The sequence below is a fragment of the Ochrobactrum sp. S1502_03 genome (genome assembly GCF_044435015.1).
Lineage (GTDB): Bacteria > Pseudomonadota > Alphaproteobacteria > Rhizobiales > Rhizobiaceae > Brucella > Brucella chromiisoli.
Genome location: NZ_JAYEXN010000002.1, coordinates 105,426 through 122,864 on the forward strand (window position 1 = coordinate 105,426; position 17,439 = coordinate 122,864).

Here is a 17,439-nt window from a genome sequence, read left to right on the forward strand (position 1 = left end):
CTTGCAGAACGGAAGCCCTTCTAACCCGTTGCGCCCATTGGGACGCATAAAAATGCGCTCCCTTATTGAATCGAAGCATCGCCCAAAAAATGATCCTCGATTTTGGGGCGATGCTTGAGCCTGTTTAGATGTCGTAGCTGTGCGCTGCGTTGATCGTCGCCACAAATTGTTTTGTGCGTTCACGTGCCGGATTGACGAAAATATCGTGCGCACTTCCAGTTTCCACAATCGAACCCGCTTCCAGAAACACGACATTTTGCGCAATCTTTGAGGCAAGACGCAGATCATGGGTTGCCACAACCATTGTGGTGCCTTCCTTGGCCAGCTTGCTCAGGACATCCACCACTTCGGATGCGAGCTCTGGATCAAGAGCCGACGTTGGTTCGTCACACAGAAGAACACGCGGAGAAGGCGCAAGTGCACGCGCAATGGCAACACGCTGCTGCTGGCCACCCGAGAGCGTTGCTGGCCACGCATCGGCTTTGTGCGCCATGCCAACTTTTGTCAGCAGTTCCATTGCCCGTTCTCTGGCCTTTTCCTTTGGCCATTTGAGAACTGTGACGAGCCCTTCCATGACGTTCTGAATTGCTGTCTGGTGCGGGAAAAGCTGGAAATTCTGGAATACCATACCCGTCTGGCGGCGGACGGACTGGATTGCCTGCCAACTCGGCTTGCGATCCGGGTCAAGCGTGATGCTCTGCCCGCCGATGATAAGTGTGCCGGAATTGGGAATTTCCAGCAGGTTGATACAGCGCAGCAAGGTGCTCTTGCCACCGCCCGACGGGCCAACGAGAGCCGTTACCGTGCCTTCGGCAATCTTCACGTTAATGTCGTTGAGGATTACAACATTATCGAAGCTTTTTACGATGTTTTTCAGCTCGATCATGCGTTTGTCTCCATCGTTCCACCATAGCGCCTGAAGCGTTTTTCCAGTCTTGCCTGAAGGTTGGACAGGATGGTGCTCAATGCCAGATAGATGAGTGCGGCTTCTATGTAGAGGATGAGCGGTTCATAGGTTGTTGCGACGATGCGCTGTGCTGACTGGAAAAGCTCAGGCACCGTGATGGCTGCGGCGAGCGAGGTGTCTTTTACCAGCGAAATAAAGGTGTTCGACAAGGGCGGCACAGCTGTGCGAGTTGCTTGCGGCAGAATGGTGCGGGTCAGCGCCTGACGCCAGCTCATGCCGATGGAATAGGCGGCTTCCCACTGACCTTTGGGTACTGAAGAGATAACCGCACGGATAACTTCGGAACTATAGGCGCCGACATTGAGCGAAAACCCGATCACCGCTGCGGGAAAGGCATCAAGATAGATGCCCGCGCTTGGTAAGCCGTAAAAAATCACGAATAGCTGTACCAACAAAGGCGTTCCGCGAAATATCCATACGTAGAAACGCGCAACAAACGATACCCAGACTGGTGCAAACAGACGTACCAGCGCGGTCAGCAATCCGAGCGACAGTCCGAAAATAAACGACAGAATTGTCAGAGGGATCGTGAACTTGAGCCCAGCCCAGAGCAGGGTGGGCAGTGAATCCGCCATGAGTTGAAGCCAGTCGGGCACGTGTTCGATCCTTAAATATTAAACTCAGGGAATAGATGTGACGAAACAGATTCTATATATGCACAACGAAAGGAAGCCGGAAACACGTTCCGGCTTCTTTGCGACGATTCTCTAAAGCTTACTTGGAAACGTCCTGACCGAAATATTTCTGCGAAATTTTTTCGTAAGTGCCGTCAGCCTTGATTTCGTCGAGTGCCTTGTTGAGTGCTGCAACCAGATCATCGTCGCCCTTGCGCACGATAATTCCTGAAGCATCTGCATTTTTCTTTTCAGCAACAACTTTCACTGGCGCGTTTGGCTGCTGCTTTTTGAAATCCAGATATGACAGGCTGTCATTCAGCGTGGCGTCAGCGCGACCCGTCAAGACAAGCTGGATCGACTGGTCAAAACCGTCGGTCGCGACGAGCTCCGCGCCAGCTTCCTTCGCGATCTTGCCATAATTGCTGGTCAGCGACTGTGCTGACTTTTTGCCTTTCAGGTCGGCGAAGTCTTTGATCGTGTCATTCTTGTCATTGACGATCAGAACGACTTTGGAAACGATATAAGGATTGGAGAAGTTGAACTTCTTCTGGCGCTCTTCTGTGATGCCAACCTGATTGATAACGGCGTCATACCGCTTGGAATCGAGGCCAGCAATCAGGCCATCCCATTTGCCTTCAACGAATTCCGGTTTTACGCCGAGCTTCTGAGCGACGGCTTCACCGATTTCCACGTCAAAGCCAACGAGCTTGTTGTCTTTATCGTGATAGGTGAATGGCGCATAGGTGCCTTCTGTGCCGATCTTGAGCACACCGTCTGCTTTGATTGCGTCTAGATTTTCGCCTGCAAGTGCAGTCGAGAGGAGGGCTGCCTGGAGAACGCCGACCGTTGCGAGGATTTTTGCAAACTTCATTTTGAGGCCACCTGTAAAATTATTCGATGAAATGTAAAATACAGGAATTCCATTCTAATGTAGCGTTGAAAATCGCAGCCATAAGGCATGATAGAGAAATTATTTCTATTTTTATATCTTTTTTCGCAATATCAATCCGTATAATCGGAATTTGCGATTTCTGGTTCTAAAATATCGTGCGAACCGGGCTTTCAAGAGGCGTATTGGGGCGAAAAGCGCAGTATTCTCTTAGTGATATTCAGCGCCACCTTATCTGAAATTGTCGACAAGTCCATCATTACAGATTTTATAGCTCCACTTTATTGACAAAATGTCGATAAGATGGTGACATAAAATCCAAACAAACTGGGGGCATTGAAATGGGGAGCAATCGGGATATGGAGTTTGTGCCGGAAACGCTGACAAGTGGGCATGAGCAGAGCTTCGATGAAGTTTCTCTGCCAAAGCATCTGCGTTCCGTTGCTTCTCTGGGTCCTATCGTATCCTCTGCCCACCTTGCCGAAGGCGGGTCGCCCGGCATGTCGGAAGTTGAATACGGGCTTATTCTTGCGTCGCATGCTTTCTCGCGTTGGATGGTTCGTTGCATGGCTGCTGCCGGTATGCCCGGATTGTCGCCGATTGAAGTTCTGATTCTGCATTCGATCCGTCATCGTGGCCGTGAGAAGAAGCTTGCTGATATTTGTCTCGTGCTTGATATCGAAGACACGCACATTGCCACTTACGCGATCCGTAAACTCGAAAAAGCTGGCTTGTTGACCACTGGCAAGGCAGCCAAGGAAAAGACGGTCAAAATTACAGAGAAGGGGGCTGAGGCCTGCGAACGTTATCGGGAGATACGAGAGCGTTTGTTGATTGAATCAACAGCCAATGCCCGACCTTCGGAAGAAACGCTGTCGGAAGTGGCGGCTCTCCTGCGCTTCATGTCAGGTGCATTTAATCAGGCCACGCGGTCTGCGATAACACTATAAGAGAGTAACGATTTTGATCGGAACTGTGTCCAAGCCTCTTCTGTCGGTTGAGGGTCTGAGTGTTGAATTCGGAGCTAGTCGTGTTGTTGATGATCTGAGTTTTTCGGTGTCGCCGGGGCGTACTCTGGCGGTTGTCGGAGAATCTGGCTCGGGTAAGTCGATCACCTCACTCTCGATCATGCGCCTTGCCGATATGAGCGGCGCAAAGTTTCCCAACGGGCGCATTTTGTTTAATGGTCCCGAAGGTGAACGCGATCTGCTGAAAGCCGATCAGAAAGCAATGCGCGGCATTCGCGGCAAAGACATTGCGATGATCTTTCAGGAGCCGATGACTTCGCTCAATCCGGTCTTCACCATCGGCAACCAGATTTCAGAAGTGCTGATGCTGCATGAAGGTATGTCAAAGAGTGCTGCTCTGGCTGAAGGCAAGCGTCTGCTGGAAATGGTGCGCCTGCCGGATGCAGAAGGACTTCTCAAGCGTTACCCACATCAGCTTTCCGGCGGTATGCGTCAGCGCGTGATGATCGCGATGGCCATTGCGTGCCGCCCGAAGTTGCTTATCGCTGACGAACCGACCACTGCACTTGATGTGACCATTCAGGCCCAAATCCTTCATATTATTAAAGATTTGCAAAAAGAGCTCGAAATGGCTGTCATTTTCATCACGCATGATATGGGTGTGGTGGCTGAAATGGCGGATGATGTTGTCGTCATGTGGAAGGGCAAGAAGGTTGAAGAAGGCCCGGTCGGCCGTATCTTTGAAGCCCCTCAACACCCTTACACGCAGACTCTTTTGTCGGCTGTTCCGAAACTTGGCAGTATGACGGGCGAGACGTTTCCGAAGCGTATGCCTGTGATGATGATGCGCGATGGTGTGCCCGTGCTGTCAGGCGAAGAGCGCATTCAGGATACCGCACGTTATAGCGACAAGCCGCTTCTTGCTGTTGATGATCTTTATGTTCGCTTTCCGATCAAGAAAAACCTGTTCGGCAAAGTCACCCATGTCTGCAATGCCGTTTCAAAAGTTGCTTTTGACATTTATCCGGGTGAAACACTGGCACTTGTTGGGGAATCCGGCTCGGGCAAATCGACTATAGGCCGGACGATCCAGCAGCTTCAATCACCGCTCTCCGGCGATATTCGTTTTAATGGCAAAGCCTATTCGCAGATGAGCGCGCAAGAGCGCTATGCGATGCGCCGCGAAGTGCAATATATTTTTCAGGATCCGTTCGCTTCGCTTGATCCGCGCAAGACTGTCGGCTTCTCCATCGCAGAACCGATCCGCACCCATGGCCTTCTTGATAACAACAAAGCGATCAATGCGCGGGTGGCAGAGTTGCTGGAACGCGTCGGCCTCGGCCCGGAACATGCTTCGCGTTATCCGCATGAGTTTTCAGGCGGTCAGCGTCAGCGTATCTGTATTGCGCGAGCCCTTGCTTCAAAGCCGAAGCTGATCATTGCCGATGAAGCGCTTTCTGCGCTTGATGTTTCCATTCAGGCGCAGGTGATCAATCTGTTTATGGATCTGCAAAAGGAGCAGGGACTGGCCTATCTGTTCATCAGTCATGACATGGCAGTTGTTGAAAAGATGAGCCATCGCGTCGCTGTGCTTTATCTTGGGCAAATCATGGAGCTTGGCTCGCGCCGGCAGGTTTTTGAAACGCCGTCGCATCCTTATACGCAGCGTTTGTTGTCTGCCGTTCCCGTTGCCGATCCATCGGCGCGTACGGAGCGCGCAGCCCTTGAAGGTGAAATTCCGAGCACAACGCGCCGGATCGACGAAAAGCCGACGATCTATAATCACCGCGAGATTTCACCAGGCCATTTCGTTGCCGAAAGCGCCTGAACTCCTGCAACTTTTTCCATCGCATTATCCAACGCAAAACCGCTTCACGCTTTTGCTGGAAATGCTCCAACAAACCCAAAGGGGAAAATAATGATAAAGAAAGCACTGAAAGCCGCTCTTCTGGCTTCCGCTCTGTCGGCCGCCGTGATCGCATCGGCTCCGGCTTTCGCCGCAGGCAAGCTCACTGTTTCGTCGCCGCAAGATCCGGGTAGCTGGGATCCGATCGATACGTTTCTCGTCAACTGGGCTTCGGTTGCAACCAATATTTTTGACGGCCTTGTTTATCGCGGCCCTGATCTCAAAATCGTACCGGGCCTTGCGACCTCTTGGGAAGAACTGAACGATGGCAAGCGCATCCGCTTCAACCTGCGTGAAGGTGTGACGTTTCACGATGGCGAGCCCTTCAACGCAGAAGCGGTGAAGTTCACCTTTGATCGTCTGCTTGGTGACGAAGGCGCAAAAGGTCCGCAGCGTTCCAATTATATGGCGATTGAAAAGGTAGAAGTGATTGACGACAAAACCGTTGATTTTCACCTCAAAGCGCCTGACCCGGTGCTGATCACCAAGCTTGCCGGCTATGGCGCAATGATCGTGCCTCCGAAATATATCGCCGAAAAGGGTGAGGACTATTTCAACACGCATCCAGTTGGTACTGGTCCGTTCAAGTTTGTTTCCTATGAGCCTAAGGTAAACATTAAACTTGAGGCTTTTGCTGATCATTGGGGCGGCGCACCAAAGATTTCAGAACTTGAATACCGCTTTATTACAGAGCCTTCGACTGCCGTTGCGGAACTTCAGGCCGGTCGCGTTGATCTCGTTATTCCGCCAACGATCCCAATCGGCATGATCCCGACGATTGAAGGCGATGAAAATCTGGAACTGGTTACAACCGCTGGTCCAACTGTCGATGCTCTGCGCTTTAACACGCGCGATGGTATCACAAAGGATGAGCGCGTTCGTAAAGCCTTGATTATGGCTGTTGATCGCGATGCAATCATCCAGTCGATCCTTGCCGGTCAGGCAGAGCCAATTGCCAGCTTCCAGGGCGCATTGTCTTTTGGTTACGATCCTGAACTCAAGCCACTGCCATACGATCCTGATCAGGCCAAGAAGCTCCTCGAAGAAGCAGGTGTTCAGCCCGGCGCAACGGTGCAAATTGACGTTCGTGGTAATGATGCGACCTTCAATGAAGTGACACAGGCTGTTGCAAGCTTCCTGCAAATGGTTGGTATCAATGCAACCATCAAGCCATATGACGTGAATGTGCTGCTGAATGACGTCATTCCACAGGGCAAGACCGGCGCTATGTTCCAGCAGAAATGGGGCGGCTGGACGTTTGATTACGATAACACGGCTTACGCGATGTATCATTCGGGTGAGAAGTGGAACCCGTACGAAAAGGACGAGCAGCTCGACAAGATGCTCGAAGCGCAACGCTCTGTTCTCGACCGCGGTGAGCGTGAAAAGATGTTGCAGGAAATCGCCAAATATGCGGCTGATAAGGCATATGAAATGCCGCTTTATAGCTCCAAGGCGATTTACGGCGTGAACAAGCGGGTCAAGAACTTTGTGCCGGCACCGGATAACCGTCTGCGCCTCACAGACGTAACTGTAGAATAGTCAAAATGTATACGGCAAGCCGGTTAACGGCTTGCCGCTTTATTTCGGAGGCGCTCTGGTGGCCGGATTTCTGATAAAACGAATTTTGCAGGCGTTGTTCGTGCTGATCGCAATGACGATGCTCGTCGCCTATGCAATCCGCTTGACGGGTGACCCTGCACTGATGCTGACGCAAGGTGCGGGCAGTGTCACAGAGGCTGATCTTGAGCGCATCCGAGAAGGGCTCGGTTTGAACCAACCGTTCCTCGTTCAGTACTGGCAATTCCTCAAAGGGCTGCTCACATTCGACTTCGGTCGTAGTTTCCTCGGCGGTACGCCGGTTTCTGTACTAGTCGGAAAAGCCTTGCCCGCAACGCTGATGCTTGCGTTCGCGTCGCTGTTTGTCTCGCTTGTGATCTCCATTCCACTCGGCATCAAGGCAGCTGTTTCGCGCGGTAAATGGGCAGACCAGCTTATCCGTGTTTGCTCACTGGTTGGCCTGTCATTCCCGAATTTCTGGCTGGCGACAATGCTGGTTCTGCTTTTTGGTATTTCGCTGCAATGGCTGCCACCAAGTGGTATGAGCGGTATCTCAAGTTTCATTATGCCAGCAATGACCATGGGCATTATTTTGACGGCAACCAATGTCCGTCTGGTGCGCACTTCGATGCTCGAAACGTTGCAATCGCAATATATTATGGTGGCGCGCGCAAAGGGGCTGAGTGAAAACAAAGTGCTTTACAAGCACGCTCTTCGTAATTGCGCCATTCCGCTGATTACATTCATTGGTCTTCAGTTTGGTGGTCTTTTGGGCGGCATCGTGGTCATTGAAAAAGTGTTCAATTGGCCGGGCATGGGCACGCTTGCCTTTGATGCAGTTGGTGGCCGCGATTATCCGGTTCTTCAGGCAACGATTGCCATTCTTTCGATGATGATTATCGGCGTCAATCTTCTGGTAGACATTGCATATGGCCTTGTCGATCCGCGTATTCGGACGGAGTAGAGCAATGGCTACACAAGCGGTTAAAAAGACCTCAAACCTTCGGCTTTCACGCTTCGCAACCATGGAATTCATTGTCGGCTTTCTGCTGACAGGCGGCATCTGTTTTGCCGTTATCTTCTCCGGTTATCTGTTCCCGGCTGGCGCGAACAAGGTGGATCTTCTGGCACGTCTGACGCCGCCATTTGTGAATCCTGCGCATATTTTCGGAACCGATCCGCTCGGACGTGACGTGCTGGCACGCGTCATTATCGGCGGCAAAATTTCGTTGTTCGTTGGCTTTGTCTCTGTGATTGGTTCGGTGATCATCGGTACGATCATGGGGCTGGTTGCAGGCTATTATCGCGGCTTCTGGGACATGGCACTGATGCGGTTTGTTGATGTGCAGCTGGCAATGCCATTCATCCTGCTCGCAATCACCTTCATGGCTATTCTCGGTGGCGGGTTGGTCAACACAATCATCCTGCTGATCGTTTCACAATGTGTGCAATATGCGCGACTGGTGCGCGGCTCAGTTTTGTCGCTGCGTGAGCGCGAATTTATCCTCTCAGCGCGTTCCATCGGCGTTAAAGACTGGCGCATCATCTTCCAGCATCTGCTGCCAAACCTTATGGGGCCTGTTATCGTTTTGATGACGCTCAATGTCGCCAATAACATTCTGCTTGAATCAAGCCTGACGTTCCTCGGTTTTGGTATTGATTCAACCATTCCTAGCTGGGGTGGCATGCTGGCCGATGGCCGTACCTATCTTCAGACGGCATGGTGGGTAAGCCTTTTCCCCGGCCTCGCAATCCTTTTCACGGTGCTTGGCCTCAACCTTCTGGGTGACTGGCTGCGCGATAGTCTTGATCCAACCGGCAGGACTTCACGATGAGCGTAATTTTTGAAAAGACCTACCAGCGTTCAATTGATGTGTTGATCGAACGCTTTTCAAAGCCGGAAATGCGCGGAGCTAAGTTAGAGGGATGGCTGTTCGATGATCAGCCAAGCCGCTTTGCTGCGGAAACGAAATTGCGTGAGGCAGGCATTGAGGCGCGCCTGCGTTCGTCTTATAAGCCGCTTCTGCATTTCTTTCTGGAAGAGGTGGATGGGGCAACCCTTAAGGCTGCAACAATTCGCTATCCGCGCCATGACAATTGTGTCGAGAACCGCTTTTTGCTGGAAACATATCCGCTGTCAGCACTCCTTCCAGATGTAAAGATCAGTTTCAGCGCATCCGGTAAGGATGATTTCTTCTATGAAGTCGATCTGACATTTACCGGTGGCCGCAGCGAAACTCATCGCGTTTTCGCTCCCAATCGTGTGCATGAAGATTTTATCGGCGAAACGCTTGTTTCACCAACTGGCTGGCTGATCGTCGAGCATGACGGTCGTATTGAAAGTGCACGCTTCGAGACAGCCTATGAAAAGCTGTTTCACGATACGATTTCGACCATTGCGACCCATGATTGGGGCAGGGGTGAACCTTACTTCGAAGAGCTGAACATTTCGGTCAGTCTGCCGATTACTGATCGCCGTCTGCCCTATGATGAAGAGGCTTTGAGCCTGACGGAAGCTCTGCACGAGGATATTTATTTCTCGTTGCTCGAAGTTTTTCAGAAAAAGTCTGGCCGCCCGGTCGGTGATCGTGGCTTGCAGCCGGGGCAAATCGTGCCGGAGGTGCGTTTTCGCGATGCTGGTCCGGTGGTGAAAGTGGAAACACGTCCGCTTGCAACAGCTGATGCGCTGACTGCCGAGCAGGTTTTGGAAAATGCGCAGGCTCCCCTTTCCGCTGATCAGATACGCCGTGAAATCGCGAAACTTGGCGGATCGCCTTTTGAAGCGAAGACACGTGCAGGGCGCACAGTGCGCGCCACCTATGTATCGGGCCACGAAACACCGATGATGATCAGTGCTGGTCAGCATGCCAATGAGACGACAGGCGTTGTCGGTGCCTTGCGGGCAGCAAATCGTCTTGCTGCACGTGATGGCGGACATTTTACCATCTCGCCGCAGGAAAACCCGGACGGATATGAAATTCATAAGCGTCTGTGCGTTTTGCAGCCGCACCATATGCATCATGCATCGCGCTACACGGCTTTGGGTGATGATCTCGAATATCGCACTGGCGATGGGCTTTATGAGAAAGCGATCCGCGTAGAGGCAGAGGCACTTACAGGTGCCAAGCTTCACGTCAATCTGCATGGCTATCCATCGCATGAATGGACACGCCCATTGTCAGGCTATGTTCCACGTTCCTTTGCCATGTGGACGCTGCCAAAGGGCTTTTTCCTGATTATTCGTCATCATGCATCATGGGAAAGAGAAGCTGAACAGCTGATGGATCATGTGACCAGGCATCTTGGTGCCATTGATGGTCTTCTTGACTACAATGATGCGCAGATTAAGCTTTTCGAGCAACATGCTGGCGAAACGGGCTTCCGCATCATCAACGGTTTTCCATGTCTGGTTGGCGTCGATGATCGTCACACGGTTCCGCTGACGCTGATCACTGAATATCCGGACGAAACCATCTATGGCGATGCTTTTGTTAAAGGCCATACAGCACAGATGGAAACCGTTCTCTCAGCCTATGATGCTTTGCAGCTGCTTTTCCCGAGCAAGCTCGTTGCATAATCAAAGATAGTAGATGCCAATACGGTTGCCGCCGATCATCTCGACGGCAATCTCCATCTCATAAATATCGCGCAGAATATCCTGCTGAATGAGTTCTTCCGGCGATCCTTGATGCACGACCTTGCCCTTGCGCATGGCAACGATATGGTCCGAATAACAGGATGCGAAATTGATGTCATGCAGCACAAGCACCACTGTCTTGCCCAGCTCGTCCGCTGCACACCGTAATAATTTCATCATTGACGCTGAATGTTTCATGTCGAGATTGTTAAGTGGTTCGTCCAAGAGAACGTAATCTGTATTCTGGCAAAGAACCATTGCCACGAATGCGCGCTGGCGCTGGCCACCGGAAAGCTCATCCAGAAAACGCTCTCCAAATTCATCAAGCCCCAGATAGCTGATTGCCTGCTCAACATGATCGAGATCTTCACGGGTTGGGCGTCCTTTTGAATGCGGATAACGCCCGAAAGTCACGAGATCCCGCACGGTAAGGCGTGAATTGATCGCATTTTCCTGTCGCAGAATGGAAAGCCGTTTCGCAAGAACTTCGCCGGGTGTCGTGGAAACATCGAGCCCATCAATCGCAACTCGGCCTTTATCCATGGGCAGCAAGCGGCTGACCATGGAGAGCAAAGTCGACTTTCCCGCGCCATTCGGTCCGATGATGGAGGTAATACCGCGTGCGGGTATTTGCAGTGTTACATTATCGACGACGATGGCATCGCTGTAGGATTTGCTGACCTGATTTATTTCAATCAACGTGCGTTCCCCCTGACGAGAAGGATAATAAAGACGAGTCCACCCAGAAATTCGATGATGACGCTCAGTGCGGTGTTGAACGAGAACACGCGTTCAAGAATGGTTTGACCGCCGACGATGCAAAGGATTGCGAACAATATTGCAATCGGCATTACGATACGGTGCTTGGATGATCCCGCAATCATATAAGCGAGATTTGCGACCAGCAGGCCAAAGAAAGTTATCGGGCCAACAAGCGCCGTTGATACCGATACGAGGACTGTGACAATCAGCAGAATACGATGCACCACGCGGCTGTAATCAACACCCAGATTGATTGCCGGATCACGGCCAAGCGCCAGAATATCGAACACATTGAGAAAGCGCAGACCGTAAAGCGTGACGACGGCCACGATGATCGCCGCGAGCAGAAGAATATCCGCATTGACGCTGTTGAAACTTGCAAAGAAACGGTCCTGCAGCACTGCAAATTCGTTGGGGTCAATCATGCGCTGCATAAGGTTTGACAGGCTGCGGAAGAAGACTCCAAACACAATTCCGACCAGCATGACGAGGTGCAGGCTGCGTGAAGCCTTGGAAAACAGCCACGAATAAAGTGTGCTTGCAAAAACCACCATGATTGCTGTTTCGGCGAAGAAGCGCACATTGGGACCAAGACCGTTTACATGAATGGCACCAAAGGCGAAAACTGCAATTGTCTGGATCAAAATATATAGCGCATCAAATCCCATGATGGAGGGTGTGAGAATGCGGTTGTTGGTGACGGTTTGAAACAGCACGGTTGAGACAGCAATTGAATAGGCAACCAGCACCATGGCCGCAAGCTTTGTGCCGCGGAAGGTGAGGATGAAAGACCAGCTGCCTTTTGCACCAAGTGTCATGAAGGCAACACAGGATACAAGGGCAAGCAATGCGAGAAGCAGGGTGATAAAGCCGGAACGTTTAAGCAAGGCGTGATCCTCGGCGCAAAAGCAGATAGAGGAAGATTGCACTGCCAACGACGCCCATCATCGTGCCTATGGGAATTTCATAAGGAAAGCGGATCAGGCGCCCGACGATATCGCAGGCGAGGACAAGTCCTGCGCCAAGCACGGCCACCCATGGCACAGCACGGCGCATGTTATCGCCAATGAACATGCTCACCACATTCGGTACGATCAGACCCAGAAACGGAATCATGCCAACCGTCACGACCACACTGGCACTGACCATCGAAACAATGACGAGCCCGAGCGTTACGACACGGCGATAGTTGAGGCCAAGATTGGTCGTGAAATCCTCACCCATGCCAGCAACCGTGAAACGATCAGCGGCGATATAAGCAATGACGGTTAGGAAAAAAGAGAGCCATAGCAATTCGTAGCGTCCGCGCAGAACACCGGAGAAGTCGCCCGTTGTCCACGAATTAAGCGATTGCAGAAGATCAAAACGATAGGCGATGAAAGTCGTCACCGCACTGATAACACCGCCGAGCATGATGCCGACAAGCGGTACAACGAGAACCGAGCGCAGGGGAATACTGCGCAGGATACGCAGAAAAAGCGCTGTGCCTGCAAGGGCCGTGGCAGAAGCCACAAGCATTTTACCGAAAACCGGTGTGTCGGGGGCGAAAAGAATGACCAGCAGGATGCCGAGACTTGCCGATTCAACCGTACCGGCTGTTGAAGGTTCCACGAAACGATTGCGGGTCAGCATCTGCATAATCATGCCCGCAACAGCCATCGACATGCCTGCGAGAATGATCGCAAGCGTGCGCGGTATGCGGCTGATCAGCAGCACTTCTGCCGCGCGATCAGTGCTGTTGGCACCCAAAAGTGTGCTGAGTGATACATCACTGACGCCGATGAACAGGCTGACGAAGGCCAGTATGACGACAACAATTATGGCTGCGGCAAGTGCCTTCACAAGGAATTCCTGTATTTTTGCCTTGTCAGCCGGGCTTTCCCGACTGACTGGGTAAGACGTTATTGCTTATTTTGCTTTGTCAAAGGCTTCAGACAGTTGCTGGATCGTGCTGTGAAGCGCACCGAGGCCACCGCCAACGAGATACCAGTTTTGTGCATTGAGATAGACGACCTGATCGTTCTTCCAGGCATTGGTCTGACGCACGAGTTCGTTGTCGAGCAATTGCTTGGCGGAGGTGCCTTCACGACCAATGGCCGCATCGCGGTCAAGCACGAAAAGCCAATCCGGATTGGTTTCGAGAATAAATTCCGAGCTGACTGGCTGGCCGTGATTGCCCACAGAAAGATCGGGGGCTGCTGCTTCGATGCCGAAACTGTCATGCAGCATGCCAAACCGTGAGCCGGGACCATAGGCACTGATTTTGCCGCCGGAGGTCAGGATCATCAGGCCGTTGCCTTTGCCCTTGGTCTTTTCTTTCAGCGCAGCAAGTTCGCTGTTGAGCTTATCAACTTCCGCTTTGGCTTCCGTTTCCTTAGCGAAAACCTTGCCGAGCTTTTCGATATTGGCTTCGGTACCGGAAATAAATTCCTTGGCCGGGACGGTGAGGTCGATTGTTGGTGCGATCTTTGCAAGTTCGCCATATTTCGCAGCCGAGCGACCACCGACAATGATTAGGTCAGGCTCTGCGGCATTGACCGCTTCGTAATCGGGTTCGAACAATGTGCCGACTTTGGTGTAATCAGCGCTTTCATATTTTTTGAGGTATTCCGGGTAAGCAATGCCGGTCGGAACACCGATTATTTTGACGCCGAGGCGGTCAAGATTGTCGAGTGTCGCAAAATCAAAAACCACAACTCTTTCAGGATTGGTCGCAACCGTGGTTTCGCCCTGCGCATGTTTTAAGGCGATATCGGCGGCGTTTGCGCTGGAGGCAAGTGCTGTTGCAACAAGTGCTGCGCCGCATAGACGGGAAAAGTGTCGGCTGAATTTCAGCATAGCGTTCAATCCTTTCGTCAATCCTGTGCTTTATAGTCCGGTTTTATGTCAGTCAAAGCCGGAAGGTTATAATTCAGTTGTTTTGTGCGCTTGGACTCTCATTGAGCAGAATGAATTTCAAACTGTCTTCAACGGTTAGGGGAATCATTGAGCCGTGGCTTTCATTATCGAAACGACGATAAGCGGCTTCAAAATCGGGCAGTTGTTTCAACTCGGTTTGAATATCTGCGCCAGATGGCCCACTGCGCAACTTCTTCAGGTGCTTGATTTCTTCTTTTGTCCGGCCCGGACGTTCGCCGCGCTTGCCGGACGATTCAACCAGCAACCGCATCGGTTTTGGATTGGCTTTGAAAGCCTCCACGAACCGATCTTTATCGGCAAGAATAGAGCGACCGTTCCACCATATCGAAGGGTCTGCGGCAGCATAAGACTGAAATGAATCTGCATGATTAAACAGCGCGTAAAGTGTGAAAAGCCCACCAAGCGAATGCCCAAACAGCGCTTGTCTGGTTGGATCGATAGGAAACCGGCTTTCAATTTCAGCCTTTACCTGATGATTGATGAAATCGAAGAATGCGTCGCGACCGCCTGTTTTTGGAATATTGGTCTGGACGGGGATGAGATCATCAGGCGTCGGAGGCGTGAGATCAAAATAGCGCAAGCGGACGATTTCGTCCTTGTCGTCAGTCGGATAGCCAATGCCGACAAATACGGCTTCGAGCTTCGGATTTTCTCCCATCAGTTTTGCTGCGATTGGCAGCATTCGATTGCCATCCGTCATATAGATGACAGGAAAACCTTCTGCAGGCGCTTTTTTAGCGGGTGCGGCAACAAAAATTCGATAGTCGATACCGTTGGCTTGCATGTCAAAGGCGCTGACTTGCGGTGTGTCTGCCTGCGCGATAGCGCTCACGAGGATGCTCCCAAGCATGAAGCAAACTTTCAGAATTGTTTTTTTCATTCCGCTCATACGAGCACCCATTCCATAAAAATGACGCCAGCCCAAAGAAGCTGGCGTCAAACTGAGCATCAGAAGCGTGATGTCATGCCGAGCCAAAGACGACGGCCTTCAACGACATTGTTTGTTTCATCAACCGTGACCTTCTTGTCGAAGATGTTGTAGACGGCTGCGTTCAGCGTCACGTTCTCACTGAATTCATAGGACCCGCCGAGATCAAGGGTTGCGTAGCCCTTGTACTTGCGAGCAATCACGTCGCCTCGTTGGTTATAGGCATAAGGCTCACCGACCGTGCCGATGCGCAAACCGGCATTGATTTCGTCACCATGATAATTACCTGCCGTCCATGCCGTTAAGCCTTCGACGGGCGTTTCCCAGTCGGCGCGAATGCTGGCCATATGCTTTGGAGTACGAGCCAGCGGCAGTCCTGCATATTCACCGGTTTTTTGTTCGGAATGGGTATAGGTATAGTTTGCACGAAGTTTGATCGTGTCAGTTGCTTCCCAGTCCGCTGTGAGTTCCACGCCCTGAATCACAGCATCATCAATGTTGTAGCTGTAATAAAGCACGTAGTTCGGATCCTGATCCCAACGCAGCGGCAGGCCGGTGTTCGGGTCATATTGGATATTGCTGGCGATCTTATCTTTAAAATCGGTATAGAAGTAGGTTGCGCCCAGACGCAGCCCCTGCTGGTCGTCCCAAAGTACACTTGCTTCATAGCTCGTGCTCTTTTCCGGCTGCAAATTCGGATCGCCGATGATGACGCCGCATGTGCCGTTTGGACCATACGTACAATTTCCGCCGCCAGTCGTGTAAGCGTAACCGGGTGCAATCGTGCGAATTTCCGGTGCGCGGAAGCCTGTTGAAATACCGCCTTTGATAGTGAGCTGCTCGGTGGCATGCCACACTGCATAGCCACGTGGGCTCCAATGGGAACCATAGATTTCATGATGGTCCATGCGCAGGCCGCCGGTTAAGGCAAATTCAGGTGTGATCCACCACTCATCTTCTGCAAAAAGTGCCCACTGCTTGATGGTGAACTGCTCATCAAGCCCGGTCCGCCGACCGGGATTCTGGTCCGTCAGCGTGCCTTCGATAAACTGACCGCCTGTCACCAGCGTATGGTTGCCATAAAGTTCGAACGGGGTTGTGAATTTTCCGTCCAGGACAGAGTTGCGGATGTGTGGCGACCGAAGGTTCTCTACGAACTCACTGCGAGTGTTGTTCCAGCTAAAATTTGTTCTTTCAGATGTTTCCTGAAGGAAGGAGAAGTCGGAGGTTGTAGGCCCCCATCGTCCGGTGTGGCTGATCGACCAATGATTACGATCATTCAGATTATAGGTATCGACGGGGGCCGTCCCTCTCGTCGGCACCGGGTCGATATTGTTTCCGACGCTTGAATCGCGACGCAGACGTGTCTTGCCGACCTCTAAAACAATGTCATGGTCGGCATTTGGCGTGATTGTCACGCGACCGGTGATATCAATGTCCTTTTGCTCAGGCGTACCATTGATAATCTGGTCCTCCTGACGCTTCATACCGCGTCCCCAAAGCTGAACACCAACAAGGTTGGGCACAAGCGGGCCGGTCATGTAATAAGACCCCTGATAGGAGTTTCCATATTTGGAATGCTGCTGCATGGTCGTATCGACGCTTAGCGAACCACTCCATTTGTCCGCGACTTTCTTGGTGATAACGTTGATAACGCCACCCATAGCATCGGAGCCGTAAAGCGATGACATCGGACCACGAATAATTTCGATGCGGTCAATCGCATTGGCTGGCGGCAGGAAGCTTTGCTCAAAACCGGAATTGCCGTTGGTGCGGGCATCACGCGTGCTCTGGCGCTTTCCGTCTACGAGAATGAGCGTATAAGTGCCCGGAAGACCGCGGATAAAGATGTCACGTTCCGCAGCGGCGCCTGTTACGGCAACGCCTTGAACATCCCGCAATGCATCGCCAAGATCACGATAAGCGCCTTTTTCGAGTGCTTCGCCGGGCACGACAGAAATACTTGCTGGAGCATCGGTGATATTTTGCTCAAAGCCAGTTGCCGATATAACGATCTGGTTGAGTGTAATCCCACCCTCAGCACTCACTTGTTCGGAAGCTTGTTTCTTTTTTGCGACTTCTTCTTCTGCCGTCATTGCCGTCTGTGCGAACGCCGCTCCGCTCAGAATAAACGCTGTTGAAAGGCAGGTGCCGGCGAGGATCGCTTTTGCAAAAAGCGACCTGCTGGCCAATTGCCTGTTCTGCGAACCAAAGGTGCGCAATCCCCGAAACAAGCTGGTCATTTTTCACCACCATTAAAGTTGAGTTTTCAGCTCTCCTTATGTA

15 protein-coding genes are annotated in these 17,439 nt (G+C 51.7%); 6 read left to right on the forward strand and 9 right to left on the reverse strand.

The features are described from left to right. Window positions 1-124 precede the first annotated feature (124 nt). From VBH83_RS02540 to VBH83_RS02550, 3 genes are all read right to left on the reverse strand, one after another. Entirely contained in the window at window positions 125-886 is a 762-nt protein-coding gene (locus VBH83_RS02540; RefSeq protein WP_265984044.1) for an amino acid ABC transporter ATP-binding protein, read from the reverse strand. Further along, complete coding sequence (locus VBH83_RS02545) at window positions 883-1,563, reverse strand: amino acid ABC transporter permease (protein ID WP_265984045.1); 681 nt, start codon at window positions 1,561-1,563, stop codon at window positions 883-885. The genes VBH83_RS02540 and VBH83_RS02545 overlap by 4 nt, the downstream gene beginning before the upstream one ends. Before the next feature lie 118 nt (window positions 1,564-1,681). Beyond that, window positions 1,682-2,455: an amino acid ABC transporter substrate-binding protein gene (locus VBH83_RS02550; protein WP_265984046.1), complete on the reverse strand. Its 774-nt coding sequence runs from the start codon at window positions 2,453-2,455 to the stop codon at window positions 1,682-1,684. A gap of 359 nt (window positions 2,456-2,814) precedes the next feature. On the opposite strand from VBH83_RS02550, the gene VBH83_RS02555 reads away from it, so the two are divergent. The 6 genes from VBH83_RS02555 (at window position 2,815) to VBH83_RS02580 (ending at window position 10,484) form a co-directional block, all read left to right on the forward strand. Next, on the forward strand, window positions 2,815-3,423 hold the full coding sequence (locus VBH83_RS02555) for a winged helix DNA-binding protein (RefSeq protein ID WP_396996166.1): 609 nt from the start codon (window positions 2,815-2,817) through the stop codon (window positions 3,421-3,423). 25 nt (window positions 3,424-3,448) lie between these two features. Beyond that, entirely contained in the window at window positions 3,449-5,269 is a 1,821-nt protein-coding gene (locus tag VBH83_RS02560) for a dipeptide ABC transporter ATP-binding protein (protein ID WP_396996168.1), read from the forward strand. Window positions 5,270-5,359: 90 nt separating this feature from the next. Further along, entirely contained in the window at window positions 5,360-6,889 is a 1,530-nt protein-coding gene (locus VBH83_RS02565) for an ABC transporter substrate-binding protein (RefSeq protein ID WP_265984048.1), read from the forward strand. A 58-nt stretch (window positions 6,890-6,947) separates the two neighbouring features. Beyond that, window positions 6,948-7,871: an ABC transporter permease gene (locus tag VBH83_RS02570; protein ID WP_265984049.1), complete on the forward strand. Its 924-nt coding sequence runs from the start codon at window positions 6,948-6,950 to the stop codon at window positions 7,869-7,871. A gap of 4 nt (window positions 7,872-7,875) precedes the next feature. Beyond that, window positions 7,876-8,742 (forward strand): ABC transporter permease, encoded by an 867-nt coding sequence (locus VBH83_RS02575; protein WP_396996170.1) that lies wholly within the window; start codon window positions 7,876-7,878, stop codon window positions 8,740-8,742. Beyond that, window positions 8,739-10,484 carry a peptidase M14 gene (locus tag VBH83_RS02580; RefSeq protein ID WP_265984052.1) on the forward strand — a complete coding sequence of 582 codons (1,746 nt, stop codon included), beginning with the start codon at window positions 8,739-8,741 and terminating at the stop codon, window positions 10,482-10,484. The genes VBH83_RS02575 and VBH83_RS02580 overlap by 4 nt, the downstream gene beginning before the upstream one ends. On the opposite strand, the gene VBH83_RS02585 is transcribed toward VBH83_RS02580, so the two are convergent. The 6 genes from VBH83_RS02585 to VBH83_RS02610 all read right to left on the reverse strand — a co-directional run bounded on the left by VBH83_RS02585 (window position 10,485) and on the right by VBH83_RS02610 (window position 17,396). Further along, window positions 10,485-11,243 (reverse strand): ABC transporter ATP-binding protein, encoded by a 759-nt coding sequence (locus VBH83_RS02585; protein ID WP_396996172.1) that lies wholly within the window; start codon window positions 11,241-11,243, stop codon window positions 10,485-10,487. Beyond that, on the reverse strand, window positions 11,240-12,193 hold the full coding sequence (locus VBH83_RS02590) for an iron chelate uptake ABC transporter family permease subunit (RefSeq protein WP_396996174.1): 954 nt from the start codon (window positions 12,191-12,193) through the stop codon (window positions 11,240-11,242). Before VBH83_RS02590 ends, VBH83_RS02585 begins: the two co-directional genes overlap by 4 nt. Beyond that, window positions 12,186-13,148: an ABC transporter permease gene (locus tag VBH83_RS02595; RefSeq protein ID WP_265984057.1), complete on the reverse strand. Its 963-nt coding sequence runs from the start codon at window positions 13,146-13,148 to the stop codon at window positions 12,186-12,188. Before VBH83_RS02595 ends, VBH83_RS02590 begins: the two co-directional genes overlap by 8 nt. A gap of 66 nt (window positions 13,149-13,214) precedes the next feature. Next, window positions 13,215-14,144 carry a siderophore ABC transporter substrate-binding protein gene (locus tag VBH83_RS02600; RefSeq protein ID WP_265984059.1) on the reverse strand — a complete coding sequence of 310 codons (930 nt, stop codon included), beginning with the start codon at window positions 14,142-14,144 and terminating at the stop codon, window positions 13,215-13,217. A gap of 73 nt (window positions 14,145-14,217) precedes the next feature. Further along, a complete protein-coding gene (locus VBH83_RS02605) occupies window positions 14,218-15,057 on the reverse strand; it encodes an alpha/beta hydrolase (RefSeq protein ID WP_265984061.1) in 840 nt (279 codons plus the stop codon). A gap of 116 nt (window positions 15,058-15,173) precedes the next feature. Beyond that, window positions 15,174-17,396, reverse strand: coding sequence for a TonB-dependent receptor domain-containing protein (locus VBH83_RS02610; protein WP_396996177.1), 2,223 nt, complete (start codon window positions 17,394-17,396; stop codon window positions 15,174-15,176). Between the last annotated feature and the right edge of the window lie 43 nt (window positions 17,397-17,439).

What these genes read in the sequence shown, in the direction of transcription:
- VBH83_RS02540 (WP_265984044.1), bottom strand. Translation starts at nt 886, where the DNA reads ATGATCGAGCTGAAAAACATCGTAAAAAGCTTCGATAATGTTGTAATC.
- VBH83_RS02550 (WP_265984046.1), bottom strand. Translation starts at nt 2,455, where the DNA reads ATGAAGTTTGCAAAAATCCTCGCAACGGTCGGCGTTCTCCAGGCAGCC.
- VBH83_RS02555 (WP_396996166.1), top strand. Translation starts at nt 2,815, where the DNA reads ATGGGGAGCAATCGGGATATGGAGTTTGTGCCGGAAACGCTGACAAGT.
- VBH83_RS02565 (WP_265984048.1), top strand. Translation starts at nt 5,360, where the DNA reads ATGATAAAGAAAGCACTGAAAGCCGCTCTTCTGGCTTCCGCTCTGTCG.
- VBH83_RS02575 (WP_396996170.1), top strand. Translation starts at nt 7,876, where the DNA reads ATGGCTACACAAGCGGTTAAAAAGACCTCAAACCTTCGGCTTTCACGC.
- VBH83_RS02580 (WP_265984052.1), top strand. Translation starts at nt 8,739, where the DNA reads ATGAGCGTAATTTTTGAAAAGACCTACCAGCGTTCAATTGATGTGTTG.
- VBH83_RS02600 (WP_265984059.1), bottom strand. Translation starts at nt 14,144, where the DNA reads ATGCTGAAATTCAGCCGACACTTTTCCCGTCTATGCGGCGCAGCACTT.
- VBH83_RS02610 (WP_396996177.1), bottom strand. Translation starts at nt 17,396, where the DNA reads ATGACCAGCTTGTTTCGGGGATTGCGCACCTTTGGTTCGCAGAACAGG.